17 protein-coding genes are annotated in these 17970 nt (G+C 60.3%); 6 read left to right on the forward strand and 11 right to left on the reverse strand.

The features are described 5' to 3' along the window. Positions 1–140 precede the first annotated feature (140 nt). Genes ACSQ8V_RS02175 through ACSQ8V_RS02185 form a run of 3 tightly spaced genes read right to left on the reverse strand, consistent with a single transcriptional unit; the run spans position 141 to position 4135 of the window. Positions 141–1379: a UbiH/UbiF/VisC/COQ6 family ubiquinone biosynthesis hydroxylase gene (locus ACSQ8V_RS02175; protein WP_436204761.1), complete on the reverse strand. Its 1239-nt coding sequence runs from the start codon at positions 1377–1379 to the stop codon at positions 141–143. Next, positions 1369–2775 (reverse strand): aminopeptidase P N-terminal domain-containing protein, encoded by a 1407-nt coding sequence (locus ACSQ8V_RS02180; RefSeq protein WP_436204762.1) that lies wholly within the window; start codon positions 2773–2775, stop codon positions 1369–1371. Before ACSQ8V_RS02180 ends, ACSQ8V_RS02175 begins: the two co-directional genes overlap by 11 nt. Before the next feature lie 31 nt (positions 2776–2806). Next, positions 2807–4135 carry a THUMP domain-containing class I SAM-dependent RNA methyltransferase gene (locus tag ACSQ8V_RS02185; RefSeq protein ID WP_436204763.1) on the reverse strand — a complete coding sequence of 443 codons (1329 nt, stop codon included), beginning with the start codon at positions 4133–4135 and terminating at the stop codon, positions 2807–2809. Positions 4136–4406: 271 nt separating this feature from the next. On the opposite strand from ACSQ8V_RS02185, the gene ACSQ8V_RS02190 reads away from it, so the two are divergent. Together ACSQ8V_RS02190 and ACSQ8V_RS02195 are read left to right on the forward strand one after the other, a co-directional pair. After that, on the forward strand, positions 4407–4781 hold the full coding sequence (locus tag ACSQ8V_RS02190; RefSeq protein WP_213765842.1) for a type II toxin-antitoxin system RelE/ParE family toxin: 375 nt from the start codon (positions 4407–4409) through the stop codon (positions 4779–4781). Then, the gene (locus ACSQ8V_RS02195; RefSeq protein WP_213765843.1) at positions 4774–5079 is read left to right on the forward strand and encodes a helix-turn-helix domain-containing protein; all 306 of its coding nucleotides are present in this window, start codon (positions 4774–4776) and stop codon (positions 5077–5079) included. The genes ACSQ8V_RS02190 and ACSQ8V_RS02195 overlap by 8 nt, the downstream gene beginning before the upstream one ends. Before the next feature lie 141 nt (positions 5080–5220). Here ACSQ8V_RS02195 and ACSQ8V_RS02200 read toward each other — a convergent pair whose 3' ends face one another. The 3 genes from ACSQ8V_RS02200 to ACSQ8V_RS02210 are packed head-to-tail and all read right to left on the reverse strand — an operon-like array spanning position 5221 to position 8142. Further along, on the reverse strand, positions 5221–6663 hold the full coding sequence (locus ACSQ8V_RS02200) for an NAD(P)(+) transhydrogenase (Re/Si-specific) subunit beta (protein ID WP_213765844.1): 1443 nt from the start codon (positions 6661–6663) through the stop codon (positions 5221–5223). After that, positions 6660–6989: an NAD(P) transhydrogenase subunit alpha gene (locus tag ACSQ8V_RS02205; protein ID WP_436180738.1), complete on the reverse strand. Its 330-nt coding sequence runs from the start codon at positions 6987–6989 to the stop codon at positions 6660–6662. Before ACSQ8V_RS02205 ends, ACSQ8V_RS02200 begins: the two co-directional genes overlap by 4 nt. Before the next feature lies 1 nt (position 6990). Next, complete coding sequence (locus ACSQ8V_RS02210) at positions 6991–8142, reverse strand: Re/Si-specific NAD(P)(+) transhydrogenase subunit alpha (protein WP_213765846.1); 1152 nt, start codon at positions 8140–8142, stop codon at positions 6991–6993. A 220-nt stretch (positions 8143–8362) separates the two neighbouring features. Between ACSQ8V_RS02210 and ACSQ8V_RS02215 the strand changes: the two genes are divergently transcribed. The 4 genes from ACSQ8V_RS02215 (at position 8363) to ACSQ8V_RS02230 (ending at position 12856) form a co-directional block, all read left to right on the forward strand. Further along, positions 8363–8869 (forward strand): NUDIX hydrolase, encoded by a 507-nt coding sequence (locus tag ACSQ8V_RS02215; protein ID WP_436180739.1) that lies wholly within the window; start codon positions 8363–8365, stop codon positions 8867–8869. Between the two features lie 25 nt (positions 8870–8894). Continuing rightward, the gene (gene mnmA / locus ACSQ8V_RS02220) at positions 8895–10073 is read left to right on the forward strand and encodes a tRNA 2-thiouridine(34) synthase MnmA (protein ID WP_436206575.1); all 1179 of its coding nucleotides are present in this window, start codon (positions 8895–8897) and stop codon (positions 10071–10073) included. A 442-nt stretch (positions 10074–10515) separates the two neighbouring features. Continuing rightward, on the forward strand, positions 10516–11091 hold the full coding sequence (locus ACSQ8V_RS02225) for a TetR/AcrR family transcriptional regulator (protein ID WP_213765849.1): 576 nt from the start codon (positions 10516–10518) through the stop codon (positions 11089–11091). A gap of 739 nt (positions 11092–11830) precedes the next feature. Beyond that, positions 11831–12856 carry an alpha/beta hydrolase gene (locus ACSQ8V_RS02230; RefSeq protein ID WP_213765850.1) on the forward strand — a complete coding sequence of 342 codons (1026 nt, stop codon included), beginning with the start codon at positions 11831–11833 and terminating at the stop codon, positions 12854–12856. An 86-nt stretch (positions 12857–12942) separates the two neighbouring features. On the opposite strand, the gene ACSQ8V_RS02235 is transcribed toward ACSQ8V_RS02230, so the two are convergent. From ACSQ8V_RS02235 to ACSQ8V_RS02255, 5 genes are all read right to left on the reverse strand, one after another. Further along, entirely contained in the window at positions 12943–13563 is a 621-nt protein-coding gene (locus tag ACSQ8V_RS02235; RefSeq protein ID WP_213765851.1) for a glutathione S-transferase C-terminal domain-containing protein, read from the reverse strand. A gap of 231 nt (positions 13564–13794) precedes the next feature. Then, a complete protein-coding gene (locus ACSQ8V_RS02240; protein WP_436204764.1) occupies positions 13795–14511 on the reverse strand; it encodes a PqiC family protein in 717 nt (238 codons plus the stop codon). Further along, a complete protein-coding gene (locus tag ACSQ8V_RS02245; RefSeq protein ID WP_436204765.1) occupies positions 14508–16181 on the reverse strand; it encodes an intermembrane transport protein PqiB in 1674 nt (557 codons plus the stop codon). Before ACSQ8V_RS02245 ends, ACSQ8V_RS02240 begins: the two co-directional genes overlap by 4 nt. Next, entirely contained in the window at positions 16174–16875 is a 702-nt protein-coding gene (locus ACSQ8V_RS02250; protein WP_436204766.1) for a paraquat-inducible protein A, read from the reverse strand. The genes ACSQ8V_RS02245 and ACSQ8V_RS02250 overlap by 8 nt, the downstream gene beginning before the upstream one ends. Beyond that, complete coding sequence (locus ACSQ8V_RS02255; RefSeq protein ID WP_436204767.1) at positions 16872–17663, reverse strand: paraquat-inducible protein A; 792 nt, start codon at positions 17661–17663, stop codon at positions 16872–16874. The genes ACSQ8V_RS02250 and ACSQ8V_RS02255 overlap by 4 nt, the downstream gene beginning before the upstream one ends. Positions 17664–17970 lie beyond the last annotated feature (307 nt).

Raw genomic sequence — 17970 nt, forward strand, 5'->3', positions numbered from 1 at the left:
CGGATTACGCGAATCGTTGTGAACGTCAGAGCGTGCGGTGCTCGAAAGTGTTCCCAGCGTGATCGACTCAGGAGAATTCACTCGCTGCAATCAAGCCTCTCGCCGTACTCGCTCGAAGCCGCTGCAAGTATTCGGCCAAGTCAGCGCCGTTGCCCGAACATCATCTGTCGCGCCAGCACGGTTTTAACCGGCGGGACGAGTTCCAGCGCGCTCAACGCCAGCCCGCGCATTGCGGCGAGGGGCGCGAAATCAACGGTGAAAAGACGTGCGAGCGTATCGGTTGCGCCAATCGTCATGCGGCGGTCGAGTGCGCGCCGTTGCGCAAAAAGACTCAATGCAACCGTAGTCGGGCCGTTCGTCGATAATGCGTCGCATAGCGCGTGAGCATCGCGTAAGCCCAGATTGAGCCCTTGCCCCGCAACGGGATGCAGCGTTTGCGCCGCGTTGCCGATAGCAACCGTGCGCCGGTCGACCAGTGCGTTCAGCGCATTCAGTCCGAGCGGGAAGGTCGCCCGCCCGGTGATGCGCGTGAAGCGGCCCATGCGTTCACCGAACGCCGAGCCAAGCTCGGTGAGGAATTCAGCGTCGGGGAGTTGTGAGCGGCGCGCCGCTTCTTCAGGGGCGCTGCACCAGACGAGCGCGTAGTCCGCCTGACGCGCACCGCCGGAGGGTAACAACGCGATCGGCCCTTCGGGCGTGAAACGTTCCCACGCAACGCCAGGTTGTGGCGACGATACGCTCACCGTCCCGACAATGGCCGTCTGGCCATAATCGCGCGTGTTCTTGACCTCGGCGGAAAGAGCGGAAGAAGCAGCGGAAGAAGCGTCCGCGTCCTTGTATAACCCGCCTTCGGCATTCACCAGAATGCGTGCGCGGATTGTGCGGTCGCCGGTTGCCGAGTGGATCGAGAGCGTGACGCCCTCGTGGTCGTGCAAGGGTGTCGATGCGGTGGTTTCCGTGAACCAGTGCACATCGGTTTTGCTGACCGCTTGCGCAAGCGTTGCAACAAGCGAGCCATAACGCACGACGTACCCAAGCGCGGGCAAACCGTGTTCATCGTGGTCGATCAGTGTGCGGCCGAACTGTCCGCGTTGTGACACGTGAATGCGTTTGATTGGCGTGGCATCGGCGGGGAAACCGAGCGATGACTCAAGCATCGCGCGGCTGCCATGCGACACCGCAATGGCACGCGGATCAGCCGACGCCGCCCCAGGCTCGCGGGCATCAATCAACGCTACCGACAAGCGCGACGTCGCGCTCCGTTTCGCCAGCCAACCGGCGAGCGCGAGCCCAACCGGACCCGCGCCGACGACGGCGATATCGAAGTGATAATCGGCAGGCGGTGCGTGGCCGATAGTTTCCGCGGTTTCAATTTGCATCTGGCGTTTGCGCGTCGCGCATCAAGGCTTCGATTTCGTCGGCATCGACGGGCACTTCGCGCGTCGTCAACTCGCAGCCGTCGGCGGTGACAATGGCGTCATCTTCGATCCGTATACCGATGTTCGCGTACCGTTCGGGAATATCTTCGGCCGCGCGAATGTACAAACCCGGCTCGATAGTCAGCGTCATGCCCGCCTTCAACGTGCGCCACGCGCGTGCGCCCTGGTCGTCGAGTTGCGCGTGGGCGTCGCGATAATCGCCGGCATCGTGCACGTCCATGCCGAGCCAATGGCTTGTCCGATGCATGTAGAAACGCTGATAAGCCCGCTCGGCGATGACATCGTCCACGGTCGCAAACTTGTTGCGGTCGATGATCCCCGTATCCAGCAATCCCTGCGCCAATACACGCACGGCAGCTTCGTGCGGCGCGTCGAAACTGACGCCTTCGCGGGTTGCATCGACGGCGGCATATTGCGCGGCCAGCACGATGTCGTAGATTTCCCTTTGCGCCGATGTGAACCGCCCGCTCGCCGGAAACGTGCGCGTGATGTCGGACGCGTAGCCGTCGAGTTCGCACGCGGCGTCGATCAGGATCAGGTCGCCCTCGCGCACGATCGTGTTGCCCGCCGGGTAGTGCAGCGTGCAGGCATTCGCGCCGGCGGCGACGATTGTTCCGTACGCGGGCGCTTGCGCGCCGCGTCGGCGGAACGTGTAGAGCAACTCGGCTTCGATCTCGTATTCGTGCATGCCGGGGCGGCAGGTTTCCATCGCGCGCCGGTGTGCTTCGGCGGAGATGGTGCCCGCGCGCCGCATGATCTCGAGTTCGTGCGCGTCCTTGATCAGGCGCATTTCGTCGAGCACGGGCAGTAAATCGATCGCTTTCGTGGGTGCTTTCACGCCGATCCTGCTCTGTGCCCGAACCGTCGCGAGCCAGCCGCGAACCTGCTCATCGAGCTCACCGGAACTGCCGAGCGCATAGTGCAGCGCGGGGTTATCGGCGAGCAGGCGCGGCATTTCCGTATCGAGCTGATCGATGGGGAACGCCGCGTCGAAACCTAACGCGAGGCGTGCGCCTTCAGGGCCGTATCGGAAACCTTCCCAGGTTTCGCGCTCGGCATTTTTCTCGCGGCAGAACAGGATGGCGGCGGGTTCGTCCGCCTCGGCGCTGGCGTTGAGGACCAGCGTGGCTTCGGGTTCGGTGAAGCCCGTCAGGTAATAGAAGTAGCTGTCGTGGCGGAACGGGTAATCGGCGTCGCGATTGCGCATGACTTCGCGCGCTGTCGGAAGGATTGCCACGCCGCCGCCCGACTCTCGCAGCGCCGCGAGGACGCGGTCACGGCGGCTGCGATAGACGTCGATGGCTAATAAGGATTGGGCTTCAGTCGATGAGTTCATTCAGCGATTGTAGCGCCGCCTCCGCGATGCTTCACTCCTCTACGTCGGGCGCTTGATCGACGGCGGGTTCCGCTGCTGCGGGGCGATTGCGCACGCTGCCGGCAATCATGTCGAAGCGGAACAGCCGGCATTCGAGCGCGCCGTTGAAGAGCGGCGTTTTCGTCGATTCACGCAGTCGCAGCATGCCCGGCAGTTTTCGATCCGATGTCAGCACGTACGCGCGCCAACCCGGAAAGCGCTGTTTCATTGCGTTGCCGAACGAGATGAAGAATTCCTGATCGGCGGGATCAGGTTGCGCGCGGTGGAACGCTTCTTCGTCTTCGTCGTGACCGCGGTTCTTCGGTTCGCGAAGCTCGCCGCGCGGACCACGCCCGCGCACTTCAATCCGCTCGCCGTACGGCGGATTCGCGACGAGGATGCCCGGGGTATCGGACGGCGGCGTCATGTGGCGCGCATCGAGTTGTTTCAACGACAACTCCGGCAAACCCGCGCGTTCCAGATTCGAGTACGCCTTGTCGAGCATGTCGCCGGAAATGTCGCTGCCGTAGATCTGGATATCCGCACGCGATGACTTCGCGGCGTGTTTGGCATCGACGGCCGCGCCCTTCAGCTTTTGCCACGCGTTCACGTCGAATTGTTTCAGCTTTTCGAAGCCGAAGTTGCGGTCCACGCCCGGCGCGATGTTCAGCGCGACTTGCGCGGCTTCGGCGAGGAAGGTGCCGCTGCCGCACATCGGATCGTAAAGCGGTGTGCCGGGCGTCCAGCCGGTCAGGCGCAAGATTCCCGCCGCGAGGTTTTCACGCAAGGGCGCGGCGCCCTTGTCGAGTCGCCAACCGCGTTTGAAGAGCGGATCGCCGGAGGTATCGAGGTAAAGCGTGCATTCGTTCAGCGTGAGGAACGCGAAGACGCGGACGTCGGGTTGCGCGGTATCGACGCTCGGACGGTTGCCCGTGAGTTCGCGCAAGCGGTCGCAGATGGCGTCTTTCACGCGCAAGGTCGCGAATTCCAGGCTGCGTAAAGGGGATTTGATCGCGGTGATATCGACGCGAATGGTTTCGTTCGGCGAGAACCACTTTTCCCATTGCTGCTGATACGCGAGTTCGTAGATGTCGTGTTCGCTGCGATACGGGCCTTGGGCCAGTTTCAGCAACACACGGCTCGCGATGCGGGAATGGAGGTTCGCGGCCATGCCGGCTGCCCAGGAGCCGCGGAAATGCACGCCACCGGGGACTTCCTTGCCGGTTCTGAATTGCGAGCCCTCAATGTGCTTCGCTCCGATTTCGGCGAGTTCGGCAGCCAGCGGCGCCTCAAGACCGCGCGGGCAAGGGGCAAACCAGTCGAAAAGGAAAGTAGTGGCCATGGGGGCGGTGCTTTTTTGGGAATCGAAGGGGGATATTGTACGCGGGGGAGGGGCCGGAGATGGGTTAGCCAAGCGCGCGGCGGCAGACGAGGTTTTCGTAAGCTCGGTCGGGCAGAAGCGAATTCGAACGCTTCTGTAATGGAAATGGATGTTGACGTTAGCCGATTGGCTAGTTACGTCGTAACCCACGAATCGGTATCGTTGCTCAATAACAGAGGGTGGACTGCGTTGGAGGTATCGCACTAAGTGCTATAGTTTATGAAGGACGGAAATGCGGATTTTTAAGACCAAATGGTTTGCACGCTGGGCCGATACGGAGGGCGTGACCGATGCGGCTTTGCTGAGTGCCGTCGAGGAAATGAACCGGGGTCTGATTGATGCGAATTTGGGCGGACACGTATTCAAGAAGCGAGTTGGTATCAACGGACGGGGCAAGCGCGGCGGATTACGTACGCTGCTGGCGTTTCGAGTGGGTGAGCGAGCCTTCTTCGTGTTCGGGTTTGCCAAGAACGAGCGGGCCAACGTGAGCGACAAGGGGTTGGCAGCGTTAAAGCTGCTGGGGTCGCAATTGTTGGGCTATGACGCGCGCACGTTGACTCAGGCGCTGCGTGCGGGCGAGTTACATGAGGTGGAGAGCGATGAGTGACAAACTGCTGAAGGCGCTGCACGAAACGGCGCAAGGGCTACACCAGGGTGGAACGATGGATGCCGTGACACTGCGGGAGTTCGATGCGCTATGCCTGCCGCCGATCAAGGATTACAGCGCGGCACAGATCAAGCGGCTACGCCAGCGCACCAAGGCGAGCCAAGCGGTGTTCGCGGCGTGTCTGAACACGAGTGCATCGACGGTGCAGAAATGGGAGCAGGGCCAGAAGCGGCCGAACGGGCCGTCGCTGAAACTGCTCGATCTGGTTGATCGTAAAGGCCTGGAAGCGATGTTTTAAAGGTTCTGCTGAAGGGACTGTCGGGCGGATTCCCGGCGGGAAATATCGGTTTGCTGCATGTGATAGACGGCATAAAAAAATAACAAAACGCCGGTGTCTCTCGCGAGCACACCGGCGTTTTGTCTTACCCGGCAGCGACCATCACTCCACCGCCTTCACCATATCCTCGATCACCTTCTTCGCGTCCCCGAAAACCATCATCGTCTTGTCCATGTAGAACAACTCGTTATCCAGCCCGGCATAACCCGCCGCCATGGACCGTTTATTCACGATAATCGTTTTCGCCCGATACGCCTCCAGAATCGGCATGCCCGCAATCACCGATTTCGGATCGGTTTTAGCCGCCGGGTTCACCACATCGTTCGCCCCAAGGACCAAAACCACGTCCGTCTGCTGGAATTCACCGTTGATATCCTCCATCTCGTGGACCAGTTCATAGTCCACTTCGGCCTCCGCCAGCAACACGTTCATATGCCCAGGCATACGCCCCGCCACTGGGTGAATCGCGTACTTCACGTCGATACCTTTCGCGATCAGCTTATCGGTGAGTTCCTTCAACGCGTGTTGAGCACGGGCCACAGCCAACCCATACCCCGGCACGATCACCACCGTCTCAGCATTGCCGAGCATGAACGCGGCGTCATCGGCGGAACCGGATTTAACCGGACGTTGCTCTTGCGCGCCGCCCGTCGCCGCCGCGCCACCTTCGTTACCAAACCCGCCCAGCAGCACGTTGAAGAACGAGCGGTTCATCGCGCGGCACATGATGTACGACAGAATCGCGCCCGATGATCCAACCAGCGACCCGGCGATAATCAGCATCGGGTTATTCAGCGAGAAGCCGATACCCGCCGCTGCCCAGCCCGAATACGAATTCAGCATGGACACAACCACCGGCATATCCGCGCCGCCGATCGGGATAATGATCAGCACGCCGAGCGCGAACGCGATCAGCGTCATGATCACGAACGGCAGCCACGACTGCGTCAGCATGAAAATGATGCCAAACCCGAGCATCGCGATGGCGAGCAGCAGGTTGATCGTGTGCTGGCCGCGATACACGACCGGCGCACCCTTGAACAACCTGAACTGATATTTGCCCGACAGCTTCCCGAACGCAATCACCGACCCGGAAAACGTGATCGCACCCACAAACGTGCCGATAAACAACTCCACGCGATTACCCACAGGAATTGGTTCGCCCACCGCTGCGAGACCAAACGCTGAGGGTTCCGAAACAACCGCATACGCAATACACACCGCCGCCAGACCGATCAGCGAGTGCATCGCGGCGACGAGTTCCGGCATCTTCGTCATCTCGACTTTCGCCGCGACATACGCACCAATCGCGCCGCCGACCACGAGCGCCCCGAACAACAAGCCTAGCCCGAGCGACAGATCCGATCCCAGCGTCGAAGCCTGCTTCACGATCAACGCGATAGTCGTGAGAATCGCGATCGCCATGCCGGCCATGCCGAACGTATTGCCGATACGCGCCGTCTTCGGATTCGACAATCCTTTGAGCGCCTGGATGAAACACACCGAGGCGATGAGATACAGGAGAGTGACAACGCTCATGCTCATTGCGCGGCCCCCTTCGAAGCGTTGGCGATCTGCTTGGGCGCTTTCTTCTTGAACATCTCGAGCATTCGCCGTGTCACCAGGAACCCGCCAAACACATTGACCGCGGCCAATAACACCGCGAGCGTGCCGAAGAACTTGCCGGTGTCGCCAATCGTCAAGCCGGCCGCAAGCATCGCGCCGACAATCACGATCGCGGAAATCGCGTTCGTCACCGCCATCAAAGGCGTGTGCAGCGCGGGCGTGACGTTCCATACCACGTGATAGCCAACGTAGATCGCCAGCACGAAAATGATCAGGTTGATGACCGTGTGATTTACCAGTTCCATGTCAGTCTCCTTTGATCCCGCGCGTGACCTGGCCGTCGCGGCACAGGAGCGTCGCGGCGACAATATCGTCGGCCATATCGATGTTCAGCGTCCCTTCCTTCGTCACGATCAACTTGATGAAATCAAGCAGGTTGCGGGCGTAGAGGGCGGAGGCATCGGCGGCGACCATGGAGGCGAGATTGGTGTAGCCGACCAGATGCACACCATGTTTCGTCACGACCTGATCGACTTCGGTAAGCGGACAATTGCCGCCGCGTCGGCCTTCGTATTCGGCGCCGCGTCCCGCCGCCAGATCGACGATGACCGAACCCGGTTTCATCGCCTGGACGGTTTCCGCCGCGATCAACGTCGGCGCGGGGCGGCCGGGAATCAACGCGGTCGCGATGACGATATCGGCTTGTTTTGCACGTTCGGCCACCAGCACCGATTGCCGCGCGAGCCAGCTTGGCGGCATGGGACGGGCGTAACCACCGACGCCGACCGCGGCTTCGCGTTCTTCATCGGTTTCGTAGGGGACTTCGAGGAACTTCGCGCCCAGCGATTCGATCTGTTCCTTCACGGCTGGACGCACATCGGAGGCTTCGATCACCGCGCCGAGCCGCTTGGCCGTGGCGATAGCCTGCAAGCCCGCCACGCCCGCGCCGAGCACGAGCACCCGCGCCGCTTTCACGGTGCCGGCGGCGGTCATGAGCATGGGCATGAAGCGCTGATAGATATTGCTCGCGACCAGCACGGCCTTGTACCCGGCGATATTCGCCTGCGACGACAACACGTCCAGGCTCTGTGCACGCGTGGTACGTGGCGCAGCTTCCAATGCGAACGCGGTAATGCCGGAAGCGGCCAGACGCGCATTGTTCTCGGCGTTGAACGGATCGAGCATCCCGGCAATCACCGCGCCGGACTTCAGCAGCAGCAATTCGGCTTCATTGGGCGAATGAACCTTGAGGACGAGATCAGCGGCAAACGCGGTATTGGCATCGACCAGCTCGGCGCCGGCAGCGGCGAAGGCGTCGTCGATATAACTCGCTGGCACACCCGCGCCGCGCTGCACCGTAACCCGGTGACCTTGCGACACGAGCTTCTTGACCGTCTCCGGCGTGGCGGCGACGCGCGCCTCGTTCGCCCGCGTTTCGGCAGGTACTCCGATATGCATCTTCATCCTCCTCACGTTCTAGTTTTTGATTTGGCCGTGCGCAGTCGCTCGCGTGTTTGCAGCAACGATCCTGCACATGATTAAGCGGGTGTTTAAGCTGTTATTTGCGACTGATCGTCACTGTAACCGAAACATTCGCGAAAAATGACGCCATCGGACAACAACGCGCACGATCCCTGCGGGCGGCGTAAAAACGCGCAAAACGGTAAAATACCGTCCCATGAAACCAGAACGATGGACACCGCGCGTGACGGTCGCGGCAATTGTGGAGCGGGACGGGCGCTTTCTCGTGATCGAGGAGCACACGTCGGACGGGCTCAAGATCAATCAGCCGGCCGGGCATCTGGAAGCGGGAGAAACACTCGTCGACGCCGTGATGCGCGAGACACTCGAGGAAACCGCGCACCGTTTCGAGCCGCAGGCGCTTGTCGGCACGTATCTCACGCATTTTGAGCGCCCGGGAAGGTCGGTCACGTATTTGCGGTTTACGTTCTGCGGCACGACGTCGGGCGAGGTACCGGGTCGGGCACTGGACGCGGGCATCGTGCGGGCCATGTGGCTTACCGCCGGCGAATTGCGCGCATGCGCTGATCGGCACAGGTCGCCGGCCGTGCTGGAATGTCTCGATCATTACCTCGCCGGGCGCCGCGTGCCGCTCGACTTCATTCATACGCATTCGGTTGCGCCGGTGCAGGTTCAGGGCCTGAATTCAGCTTCAGATGCGTAATTCAGGCAAGTAATTCGGGCAAGTAATTCGGGCAAGTAACGTAGAGAGCAAAATGAGCAAGGCCGGAAAACAGAAAGTCGTGGTGGGCATGTCGGGCGGCGTGGATTCGTCGGTCACCGCATGGCTGCTCAAGGAGCAGGGCTACGACGTGATCGGCCTGTTCATGAAGAACTGGGAAGATGACGACGACAGCGAATACTGCTCGACGCGGCAGGACTGGATCGACGTGGTTTCGGTGGCGGACCTGATCGGCATCGACGTGGAAGCGGTCAACTTCGCGGCCGAATACAAAGACCGCGTGTTCGCCGAGTTCCTGCGCGAATATTCAGCCGGCCGCACGCCGAATCCGGACGTGTTGTGCAACGCCGAGATCAAGTTCAAGGCCTTTCTCGACCACGCGATGTCGCTTGGCGGCGAAACCATCGCGACGGGGCACTACGCCCGCGTGCGGGAACGCGACGGGCTGTTCGAACTGCTGAAGGCCACCGATTCGACCAAGGATCAGTCGTACTTCCTGCATCGGTTGAATCAGGCGCAGTTGTCGAAGACGTTGTTTCCTCTCGGCGAGATGCCCAAGACGAAAGTGCGTGAAATCGCGGCGCAGATCGGCCTGCCGAACGCGGCGAAGAAGGATTCCACCGGCATTTGTTTTATCGGCGAACGGCCGTTTCGCGAGTTCCTGAACCGTTATCTGCCGACGCAACCCGGTCCAATGAAAACGCCCGATGGCAAAGTCATCGGCGAGCATGTCGGGCTGGCGTTCTATACGTTCGGTCAGCGTAAAGGCATCGGGCTCGGCGGTAGCAAGGACGGTAGCGGCGACCCGTGGTTTGTCGCGGGGAAGGACATGGCGTCGAACACGCTGTACGTGGTGCAAGGGCATGACCATCCGTGGCTGCTGTCGCATTCGCTCGTGGCCGGCAATACCAGTTGGGTCGCGGGCGCCGCGCCGGTAGGCGGCACCGTTTGCGCGGCCAAGACGCGGTATCGGCAATCGGATGCAGCGTGTGTGATGGGGGCGCCGGGATCGGCGGATGGTCGCTTCGAACTTCGTTTCGACGACGCCCAATGGGCCGTCACGCCAGGACAATCGGCCGTGCTTTATCAAGGCGATGTGTGTCTGGGCGGCGGGATCATTGAATCGGCCGCGACTGCCCAGCCTGTGCGCCGCGACGCAGGAGCCGCCTTGCTCACGGCAAGGTAGGGTTGTCTTCAACCATCAAGCTGGTGGAAGCGGGCTGCGGCCCGCTTTTTGTTGCACGGAGTTCGCCAGAAAACACGGTCAAATCAGTAATTCACAAAAAATCGGTACATACCCGGTGAGGTCTGGGCACGCTCTGAGCAGTCCAGACGGAAAAAATTGGAGCTGCATGGCGAAAAACTTCTGAAAAAATTATACAAAGATCTTGACTATCTATCTTCTAGTAGATAAATTATCGTCATGGATGCAGCGATGAACCCACGTGACCGGACCCGATGTGATCCGACATGGCGTGACGAGATGTTAAGACGCGCTGAGAAGATGATGGCGTGGACGAGATTTGTGCGGCGAGATGGAACGAGTTGATTGGACCGTAACTCTGCACAACGAGACAGCACGAGCGCAACAACCCTGCGGAAGTAACGAGTAACGAGCCCAAGCCGAAATGAATACCGAGAAAACCCCCGACAAAAATACTGTGCGCGAGCAATTGCTCGATCATGCCCAGGTTTTGCTGATGACCCGCGGCTACAACGGTTTCAGTTATCGGGATTTGTCGGCACTGGTCGGCGTGAAGACTTCGAGCATTCACTACTACTTCCCATCGAAGGAAGACCTGGTGCTAGAAGCGGTGAATACGTACAGCGCGGACGTGATGTCGTCTATTTACGCCATCGATAGCTCCGCCTCTGCCGAGAAAAAGCTCGACCGCTACGTAAAGCTGTTCGGCAAAATCGTGGGCGAGGGCGATCAGGTTTGTCTTTGTGGAATGCTTGCCGCCGATATTGAATCGCTTCCCGAAGCTGTCCGCCATTCGGTTCAGGCTTTCTTCAAGGCTAACGAAGCCTGGCTAGCAAAGGTGCTGGCCGAAGGCGAGAAGCAAGAAACCCTGAGGATGAACGGAAAGCCTGACGCGACGGCACGTGCGTTGTTCGCGGCATATCAGGGAAGTTTGCTGGCCTGCCGTCTGTTTCACACCAAGGTGCGTTTGGATGAAGTAACCCAAACTGTGAAACGTTAACTCACGATGTGGGTGGAAACGCCTTGCGAATGAATTGAGCGCCGTGCGACGAGCTACCGAATAAGCGGGTTGGATTGCAAGTGCAAAGTGTGGAAAAGAATGTTTTTCCTGATCTCGCCGTCATTGTTGATGATAATTGTTGAGAATGATTAAGCGTGTACCAAAATTAGCATTTATCCAATTGTCTATCTTCAGGTAGGTAGATTTTGATTGCCGATTTTATTCGTTGACAACTCATTTTGAAGTTATTTTTACCGTCGTCAAAAAGGCGTCGACGAAGATAGGCCGGCGAGTTGTGGCTTCGCCCGTAAATGGTGAATCGGTATCGGCGGTTTTGATTTTTAGCCACGAAGGCCGAGTTGCATCGACGTTGGACCGGCGCAGTTAATTAGTTGAGCGTTTGTCGGGTGGGAGCACGCGGCGGTTCGCGTCAATTTTGTTGTCTTGGTCGCTAGTTAACGCGGTAGCTAACAAGAAGGTTAGCTAGGTTTGCTGAGGTATCGAGTTACCGAATTATCGAGTTTTAAGTTGATCAGTTATCTATCTATGAGTAGATAAAATTGTGAATTTTTCTTCCTTCGTTTTCAGTACCCCGTTTTTAGCATTCCGTGTTTTAGCCGTTTCACGTCGCAAATCGTAGGCAGTCAGGCATCACCCGCCTTACCCAACCGCAGCAACCCGGTTTTCGCACCGGGCCCTAACCCCTAACCCGCCGTCCCTTCACTAACAGGAGTGAACCATGTACAAGCTCAAGTCCCTCGCCATCGCCTCCGCTGTTGCTGCAATGCTTGGCGCAAGCGCCGCCGCGCAAGCCGCTCCAGTGCTCGAACCCGCGACGCAGCAGTTTATCGACGCGCTCACGGCTCAAAAAGGTCCGCCGATCTACACGCTGTCTCCCGCCGATGCCCGCAACGTCCTCGCCGGCGCGCAGTCGCAGCCGGTATCGAAGGAAGCCGCGCAGATCGAGGACCGCGTGATCGACGCAGGCCCGACGGGCAAGATCGCGATCCGCATCGTACGTCCCGCTCACGCCAAGGGCGTGTTGCCCGTGATCATGTATTTCCATGGTGGCGGCTGGGTGCTGGGCGACAAGAATACGCACGACCGCCTGATCCGTGAGATCGCGAATGGCGCACAGGCTGCCGTCATCTTCGTGGATTACGATCGCTCGCCGGAGACGAAATTCCCGGTGCCGACGGAGGAAGCCTACGCCGCCACGCGCTACGTGGCTGAGCATGCAAAGCAGTTCAACGTCGATGCGACGCGTATGGCCGTGGCGGGCGACAGTGTCGGCGGCAACATGGCGGCGGCGGTCACGTTGATGGCGAAGGAGCAGGGCGGCCCGGCGTTGCGTTACCAAGTGCTGTTCTACCCGGTCACCGATGCGAATTTCGACGACGGCTCGTACAACGAATTCGCCGATGGTCCGTGGCTCACCAAGAACGCGATGAAATGGTTCTGGGACGCGTACGCGCCGAACGCCGCCGATCGGGAAAAAATCACGGCGTCGCCGCTGCGCGCATCGCTTGATCAGTTGAAGGGCTTGCCGCCCGCGCTCGTCATTACCGACGAAAACGACGTGCTGCGCGACGAAGGCGAAGCCTATGCCCGCAAGCTGTCACAAGCTGGCGTCCGGGTGACGGCGGTGCGCTACGCCGGCGCGATCCACGACTTCGTGATGTTGAACGCACTGGCCAATACCCCGGCCACGCGCGCCGCGATCGATCAGGCGAATACCGTGCTGAAGAAGGCGCTGGCGAAATAAGCGGGTACGCACGCAGGGAATCACTGACATGCAAAAGCCCCACGCGTGGGGCTTTTCAAGTCATTCTCACCGCGGCGAATGAAGTCTCAACTACCGTCAGTCGGCAATGTATCGATGAAAGACTGGCGCTGCGATAAACGCTGAACGTGCTTGTCCAGATTGGGATACTCCTCGCGCCAGTTCACGTCGGGCATCCGGAAATCGAGATAACCGAGCGCGCAACCGCACGCGATATCGGCGAGAGTGAAATGATTCGCCGAACACCAGTTCTTCGCGGCAAGCCCTTTCGACATGGCCTTCAGGCCGTCGTCAATCTTGCGCTGCTGGCGCGCCACCCACGCTTCGTTGCGCTGCCCTTCCTCGCGCTGGGTGGTTTCCAGGCGAATCAGAACGGCGGCGTCGAGCATGCCGTCGGCGAGCGCTTCCCAGCATCGCACTTCCGTGCGCTCGCGGCGTTCCTGCGGCAGCAGTTTGCCGACCGGGGTCAGCGTATCGACGTATTCGCAGATCACGCGCGAATCGAAAACGGCTTCGCCATCGTCCAGGATCAGGCACGGCACTTTGCCGAGCGGATTGAAACTATGGATTTTCGAATCGGATGCCCAGACGTTTTCGAGCACCAGTTCGCAGTCGATTTTCTTTTCTGCCATCACAATCCGCGTCTTTCGGACATACGGGCTGTTGAGCGAACCGATCAGTTTCATCATCTGTGTTGTCGTTTCTGCAAAGAGTAGTCACGGAGATGGATCTTAACCGCCCGGACGCGCGCCGACTGTAAATTCAAGATGGCGGCGTTGTGGTCGGGCGACAAAAAACCCGGTGCACCTTTAGGTGCAACCGGGTTGCGGTCTGGCGGCACGAAGTCACGCCCGTGACAGGCGCTTTGGCTTATGCGCCGCGTCTTTCAGCGACGTAGCGCGCAACCGTGTCAGCCATGCTCATTGGGCAGACGCCGCGTTTGCGGACATGGCGGCGGCAGGACAGGGAAGCACCGCCGGCGTGCGAGCCGCCACTTTTCCGGCCTTGCCGGCCGAAGCGGAAGACGACACGGGCACAGGCACCGAACTCACCGTCCGAATCCCGGCGGAAATCTCGCTGGCGAGTTGATCGACAGCACGCCGATGCCCCGCCACCAGCGCGTCATATCCGGCATCGACCGTTTGTTCCGCCTGCGTCCGGCACGTGAGGACAGCCTGGTTGTTCACGCCGCGCACGCTCCAGACGGCGTCGATCAACGCGCGCCGGCCCGGCGACGACTCGAAGCGCTGAACATTCACCTTCACGCGATACACCGGCACGCCCTCGGGATGCGGCGTGCCGTAGACATCGATGGCACCCAGCCGTTGCGACAAGTCGGCCGACAACGCGCGCCGGACTTCATCGGCGGGAAGGGACGCCCAGCGTTCGTCCTCGAGCACCCGGACTTGCGCCGAGCCGTCCTGTACGACCATCTGGTTTTTCGCGACTTGCGGCGGCATGTCCACCGGCGACACTTCCAGATAGAACGAAGCGGGTGCGGCCGTTCTCGTCGCGGCGTCGCTGCCGCCGAGCGTATAAAAACGGCTGGCCGGCGAACTGCTGCACGCGGCGAGCGCGGCGACCAAGCCTATTGCCGACACTCCGCCGACGGCCCTCAATACTCTGGCCAAGCTCATGGCTTATCTCCTGGTTTTCCACGCACGAGCGATTCCGGATGACGTTCCAGATAATCGGCGAGCGCATTGAGCGATTGCAGTGTCCGCGTGAGTTCCTGCAGCGCCTGGTGAACATCCGACTGCAGCGGCGAGTCCTGTTGCAGCGTGCTTTGCGCCTCGCCGAACGTTTTCCGCGCGGCGGTGAGCGTGTCGCGCGCTTCGGGCACAACCTGCGTGCCGAGCTGATTAAAGAGGTCGTTCGCGTTCTTCAGCGCGCTGTTCAGGTTGTTGCCGATATCGTCGAACGGAATCTTGTCCAGTTTTTTCGCGATGTCCGCCACCTGAAGTTGCAGTTCGTCGAGCGTATTGGGCACGGTCGGCAACTCGAGCGGATCGGCTGTGGCGTCTACCGTGACCTTGGCCGCTTTCGGGAATACATCGAGCGCGACATAAAGCTGCCCGGTCAACAGATTGCCGGTACGCAACTGTCCGCGCAAACCGTTTGAAACCAGCTTCTGGAGCAGTTCCTGTCCGGCCACGGTGTTCTGACGCGGCACCGAGTCGCGGAAGCGCTTACCCAGCCGATCCGGATAGATATTCATGGTCACCGGCATCTGGAAGGTCCGCGTCTTTGGATCGTATTCGATCCCGATGCCCGTCACGCTGCCGAGCAGGATGCCGCGGAAATCGATTGGCGCGCCCACCGACAAGCCGCGCAGCGACTGGTTGAAATTCATGACCACGCGGATTGGCTGGCCGTCCGGATCGCGCATGGCGTCCTGTTCGTCCGAACCGAGGCGGAAGGTCATATTGTCCGGCGCCTGCTGTCCGGGCTCCTGATTCGGCGGCGTCTGGAAGGCAATCCCCCCGAGCACGACAGTCGCCAGCGACTGCGTGTTCAGCTTGAAGCCGCTTGCATCCAGCCGCAGATCAACGCCGCTTGCATGCCACCAGCGCGAATTCGTCCCGACATACTGATCGTACGGCGCGTTCACGAACACCTGCATGGTGACGCCCGTGCCGTCCTTGTCGAGCGAAAAGCCGACGACTTGCCCGACCTGCACGCGCCGGTAATAGATAGGCGAGCCGATATCGATGGAACCCAGCGATTCGCCCTGCAAGGTGAATTGCCGCCCTTTTTGATCGCCGGTCACAGCGGGCGGGGTTTCAAGCCCGACAAAATGGGTTTCGTCCTCTTTCGATTTCCCGGCATCCACGCCTATATACGCACCAGACAACAACGTGCCGAGCCCGGTTACCCCGCTTGCCGCCACGCGCGGGCGCACGACCCAGAAGCGCGTGTCTTTCACCGCGAAGTCCTCGGCGACCTTGGTCAACTGGACGTCGACGAGCACGCGCGAGTGGTCTTTCGACAGCGTGATCTCCTTGACCGTGCCGACATCGACGTCCTTGTATTTCAGCTTGGTCTTGCCCGTCTCCAGGCCTTCCGCGCTCACGAAACTGATGGTGATCGTTGGTCCGCGTCCCGCCACCGATTTCACCACGAGCGCAATGCCGATCAGCGCGGCGATCAGCGGAATCACCCAGACGAGTGACGGTATCCAGCGGCTGCGCGGTTCGATCACCGGATCCGGGAGATTGGGCGGCAAGCCACCACCGCCGCCCGCGTTTCGCGACGGCTCGTTCGGGCCTTTGACGGTGTTGTTCGAAGGACCTTGCGGGCTAGTCATGTTTCTTTCCTGAAGGTTCGATGTGATCCCACATCAGTCGCGGGTCGAATTGCATGGAGGCCAGCATGGTGAGCACCACCACGCAGCCGAACGCGAGCGCGCCCGGCCCTGGCGTGATGACGGCGAGTGAACCGAAGCGCACGAGCGCGACGGTAAGTGTCACGACAAAGATATCCAGCATTGACCATCGGCCGATTTTTTCGACGATTCGATACAACGTCGTGCGTTGGCGAGGACGCCACTTGGAGCCCGATTGGGTGGCCCAGGTGAGAAACGCCAGCGTGCCGAGCTTGAGCATCGGCACGAGAATACTAGCGATAAAGATGATCGCGGAGAGGGGATAGTCGCCATCGTTCCAGAACATCGCCACGCCGCTCATGATTGTGTCGTCTTCGGAACCGACGATCGACGAGGTGTGCAGCACCGGATATAAATTCGCCGGAATGTACAGGATCGCCGCGGACAACAGCAACGCCCAGGTGCGCGCGACCGAATCAGGATTTCGCCGATGCAACGGCGAGCCGCAGCGCACGCAAAGCTGGCGCTCGACCGTGAACACGCGCTTTTGCACGCGGTTGCACGCGTGGCAGGCGATCAGCCCCGCCTCCTTGGCCGTGGTGAATACCGGTTCGGGAGATGCGGACGTGTCGGGCGTGCCGGCGGTATTGGTATGGGTATCGGGTTTGTCGGTCATGGCTTCGTCGGTGGAGCCGCTGCGTCGGGCGGGGTGCCTTGCGCCGTCCCTTGTGTCGTCCCTTGCTGCGGCGCGAACGGATGCAGCAAGCCGGACGGGGAGCCGGAATGTGGATCGGCTGAATGAGCCGATACCGGGCCGGATCGGAGGCCGCCAAAAGGCGTGTATCGCAACGGTCCGTGACCCCCGACGCGCTCGGCGATTTCCCATAGCGCGCGTGGATCGAAGGTGAGGATGACTGCGAACAGCAAGGTCAGCGCGCCGAACGCGAACAGCGCCGCCTCCGGAATCACGCGGGCGATGCTCACCATTTTCACCAGCGTTACAAGTATCCCGAGCATGAACACTTCGATCATTCCCCACGGCCGCACGAACTGAATCGCGCGCAGCACCTGGCTGAAGCCGGCTGGAATGAAACCCGCGCGCAACGGCACGAGCAGATACAGCATTGCAATCAGTTCGGTGAGCGGAAAGAGAATGGTCGCGCAAAAAACCATGGTGGCGATCACTTCCATGTTCTCACCCCACAACGCGACGATTGCACCAATCAGGGTCGTTTGGGACGTGATGCCGTTCGTTTCCAGTTCCACAATAGGAAAAGCCTGCGCGATCAAAAACGTAATCAGCGCGGCGAGCGTGATGGAGCAAAGCTTGTCCAGATTCGACGACACGCTCTGGTAAAGCGTGGCGCCGCAGCGCGTGCATTTCGCGGAGCTGCGGGAAGGCAGGGCGCGTTTATGAAACAGCGTGTCGCATTCGTGGCATGCGATCAGATCGTCTTCTTCCATAGGCGGAATACTGGGCTCGTGCTGGCGTGTTGTTTTAGTGTCTTGAACGTCATGGTTTGGGAGCGGCTGCATACAAGAGCAAGGGCCGGGCCAGCGGGCATGGTAACAAACGGCGAGCTGCCACGCGGAAGAGCCGCGGAGACTTCACTCACCCCGTCACGGGCAAGGCGCTCTGGCGCGTGCCCATGCTGATGAGCGGACCTTGGTTGGCTCATCGCCCAAATGGAATTGTCGGCGCGCGTGGCCCGTTATCTCGGACAACAAGCTCGACAACAAGCCACTGATACCAGATTTGACACGCGGGCGC

The sequence above is a fragment of the Caballeronia sp. LjRoot31 genome, assembly GCF_964253885.1.
GTDB lineage: Bacteria > Pseudomonadota > Gammaproteobacteria > Burkholderiales > Burkholderiaceae > Caballeronia.

Coding starts and splice junctions, on each gene's coding strand:
- ACSQ8V_RS02175 (WP_436204761.1), bottom strand. CDS start 1,379: ATGCAAATTGAAACCGCGGAAACTATCGGCCACGCACCGCCTGCCGAT.
- ACSQ8V_RS02180 (WP_436204762.1), bottom strand. CDS start 2,775: ATGAACTCATCGACTGAAGCCCAATCCTTATTAGCCATCGACGTCTAT.
- ACSQ8V_RS02185 (WP_436204763.1), bottom strand. CDS start 4,135: ATGGCCACTACTTTCCTTTTCGACTGGTTTGCCCCTTGCCCGCGCGGT.
- ACSQ8V_RS02190 (WP_213765842.1), top strand. CDS start 4,407: ATGCGGATTTTTAAGACCAAATGGTTTGCACGCTGGGCCGATACGGAG.
- ACSQ8V_RS02195 (WP_213765843.1), top strand. CDS start 4,774: ATGAGTGACAAACTGCTGAAGGCGCTGCACGAAACGGCGCAAGGGCTA.
- ACSQ8V_RS02200 (WP_213765844.1), bottom strand. CDS start 6,663: ATGAGCATGAGCGTTGTCACTCTCCTGTATCTCATCGCCTCGGTGTGT.
- ACSQ8V_RS02205 (WP_436180738.1), bottom strand. CDS start 6,989: ATGGAACTGGTAAATCACACGGTCATCAACCTGATCATTTTCGTGCTG.
- ACSQ8V_RS02210 (WP_213765846.1), bottom strand. CDS start 8,142: ATGCATATCGGAGTACCTGCCGAAACGCGGGCGAACGAGGCGCGCGTC.
- ACSQ8V_RS02215 (WP_436180739.1), top strand. CDS start 8,363: ATGAAACCAGAACGATGGACACCGCGCGTGACGGTCGCGGCAATTGTG.
- ACSQ8V_RS02225 (WP_213765849.1), top strand. CDS start 10,516: ATGAATACCGAGAAAACCCCCGACAAAAATACTGTGCGCGAGCAATTG.
- ACSQ8V_RS02230 (WP_213765850.1), top strand. CDS start 11,831: ATGTACAAGCTCAAGTCCCTCGCCATCGCCTCCGCTGTTGCTGCAATG.
- ACSQ8V_RS02235 (WP_213765851.1), bottom strand. CDS start 13,563: ATGATGAAACTGATCGGTTCGCTCAACAGCCCGTATGTCCGAAAGACG.
- ACSQ8V_RS02240 (WP_436204764.1), bottom strand. CDS start 14,511: ATGAGCTTGGCCAGAGTATTGAGGGCCGTCGGCGGAGTGTCGGCAATA.
- ACSQ8V_RS02245 (WP_436204765.1), bottom strand. CDS start 16,181: ATGACTAGCCCGCAAGGTCCTTCGAACAACACCGTCAAAGGCCCGAAC.
- ACSQ8V_RS02250 (WP_436204766.1), bottom strand. CDS start 16,875: ATGACCGACAAACCCGATACCCATACCAATACCGCCGGCACGCCCGAC.
- ACSQ8V_RS02255 (WP_436204767.1), bottom strand. CDS start 17,663: ATGGAAGAAGACGATCTGATCGCATGCCACGAATGCGACACGCTGTTT.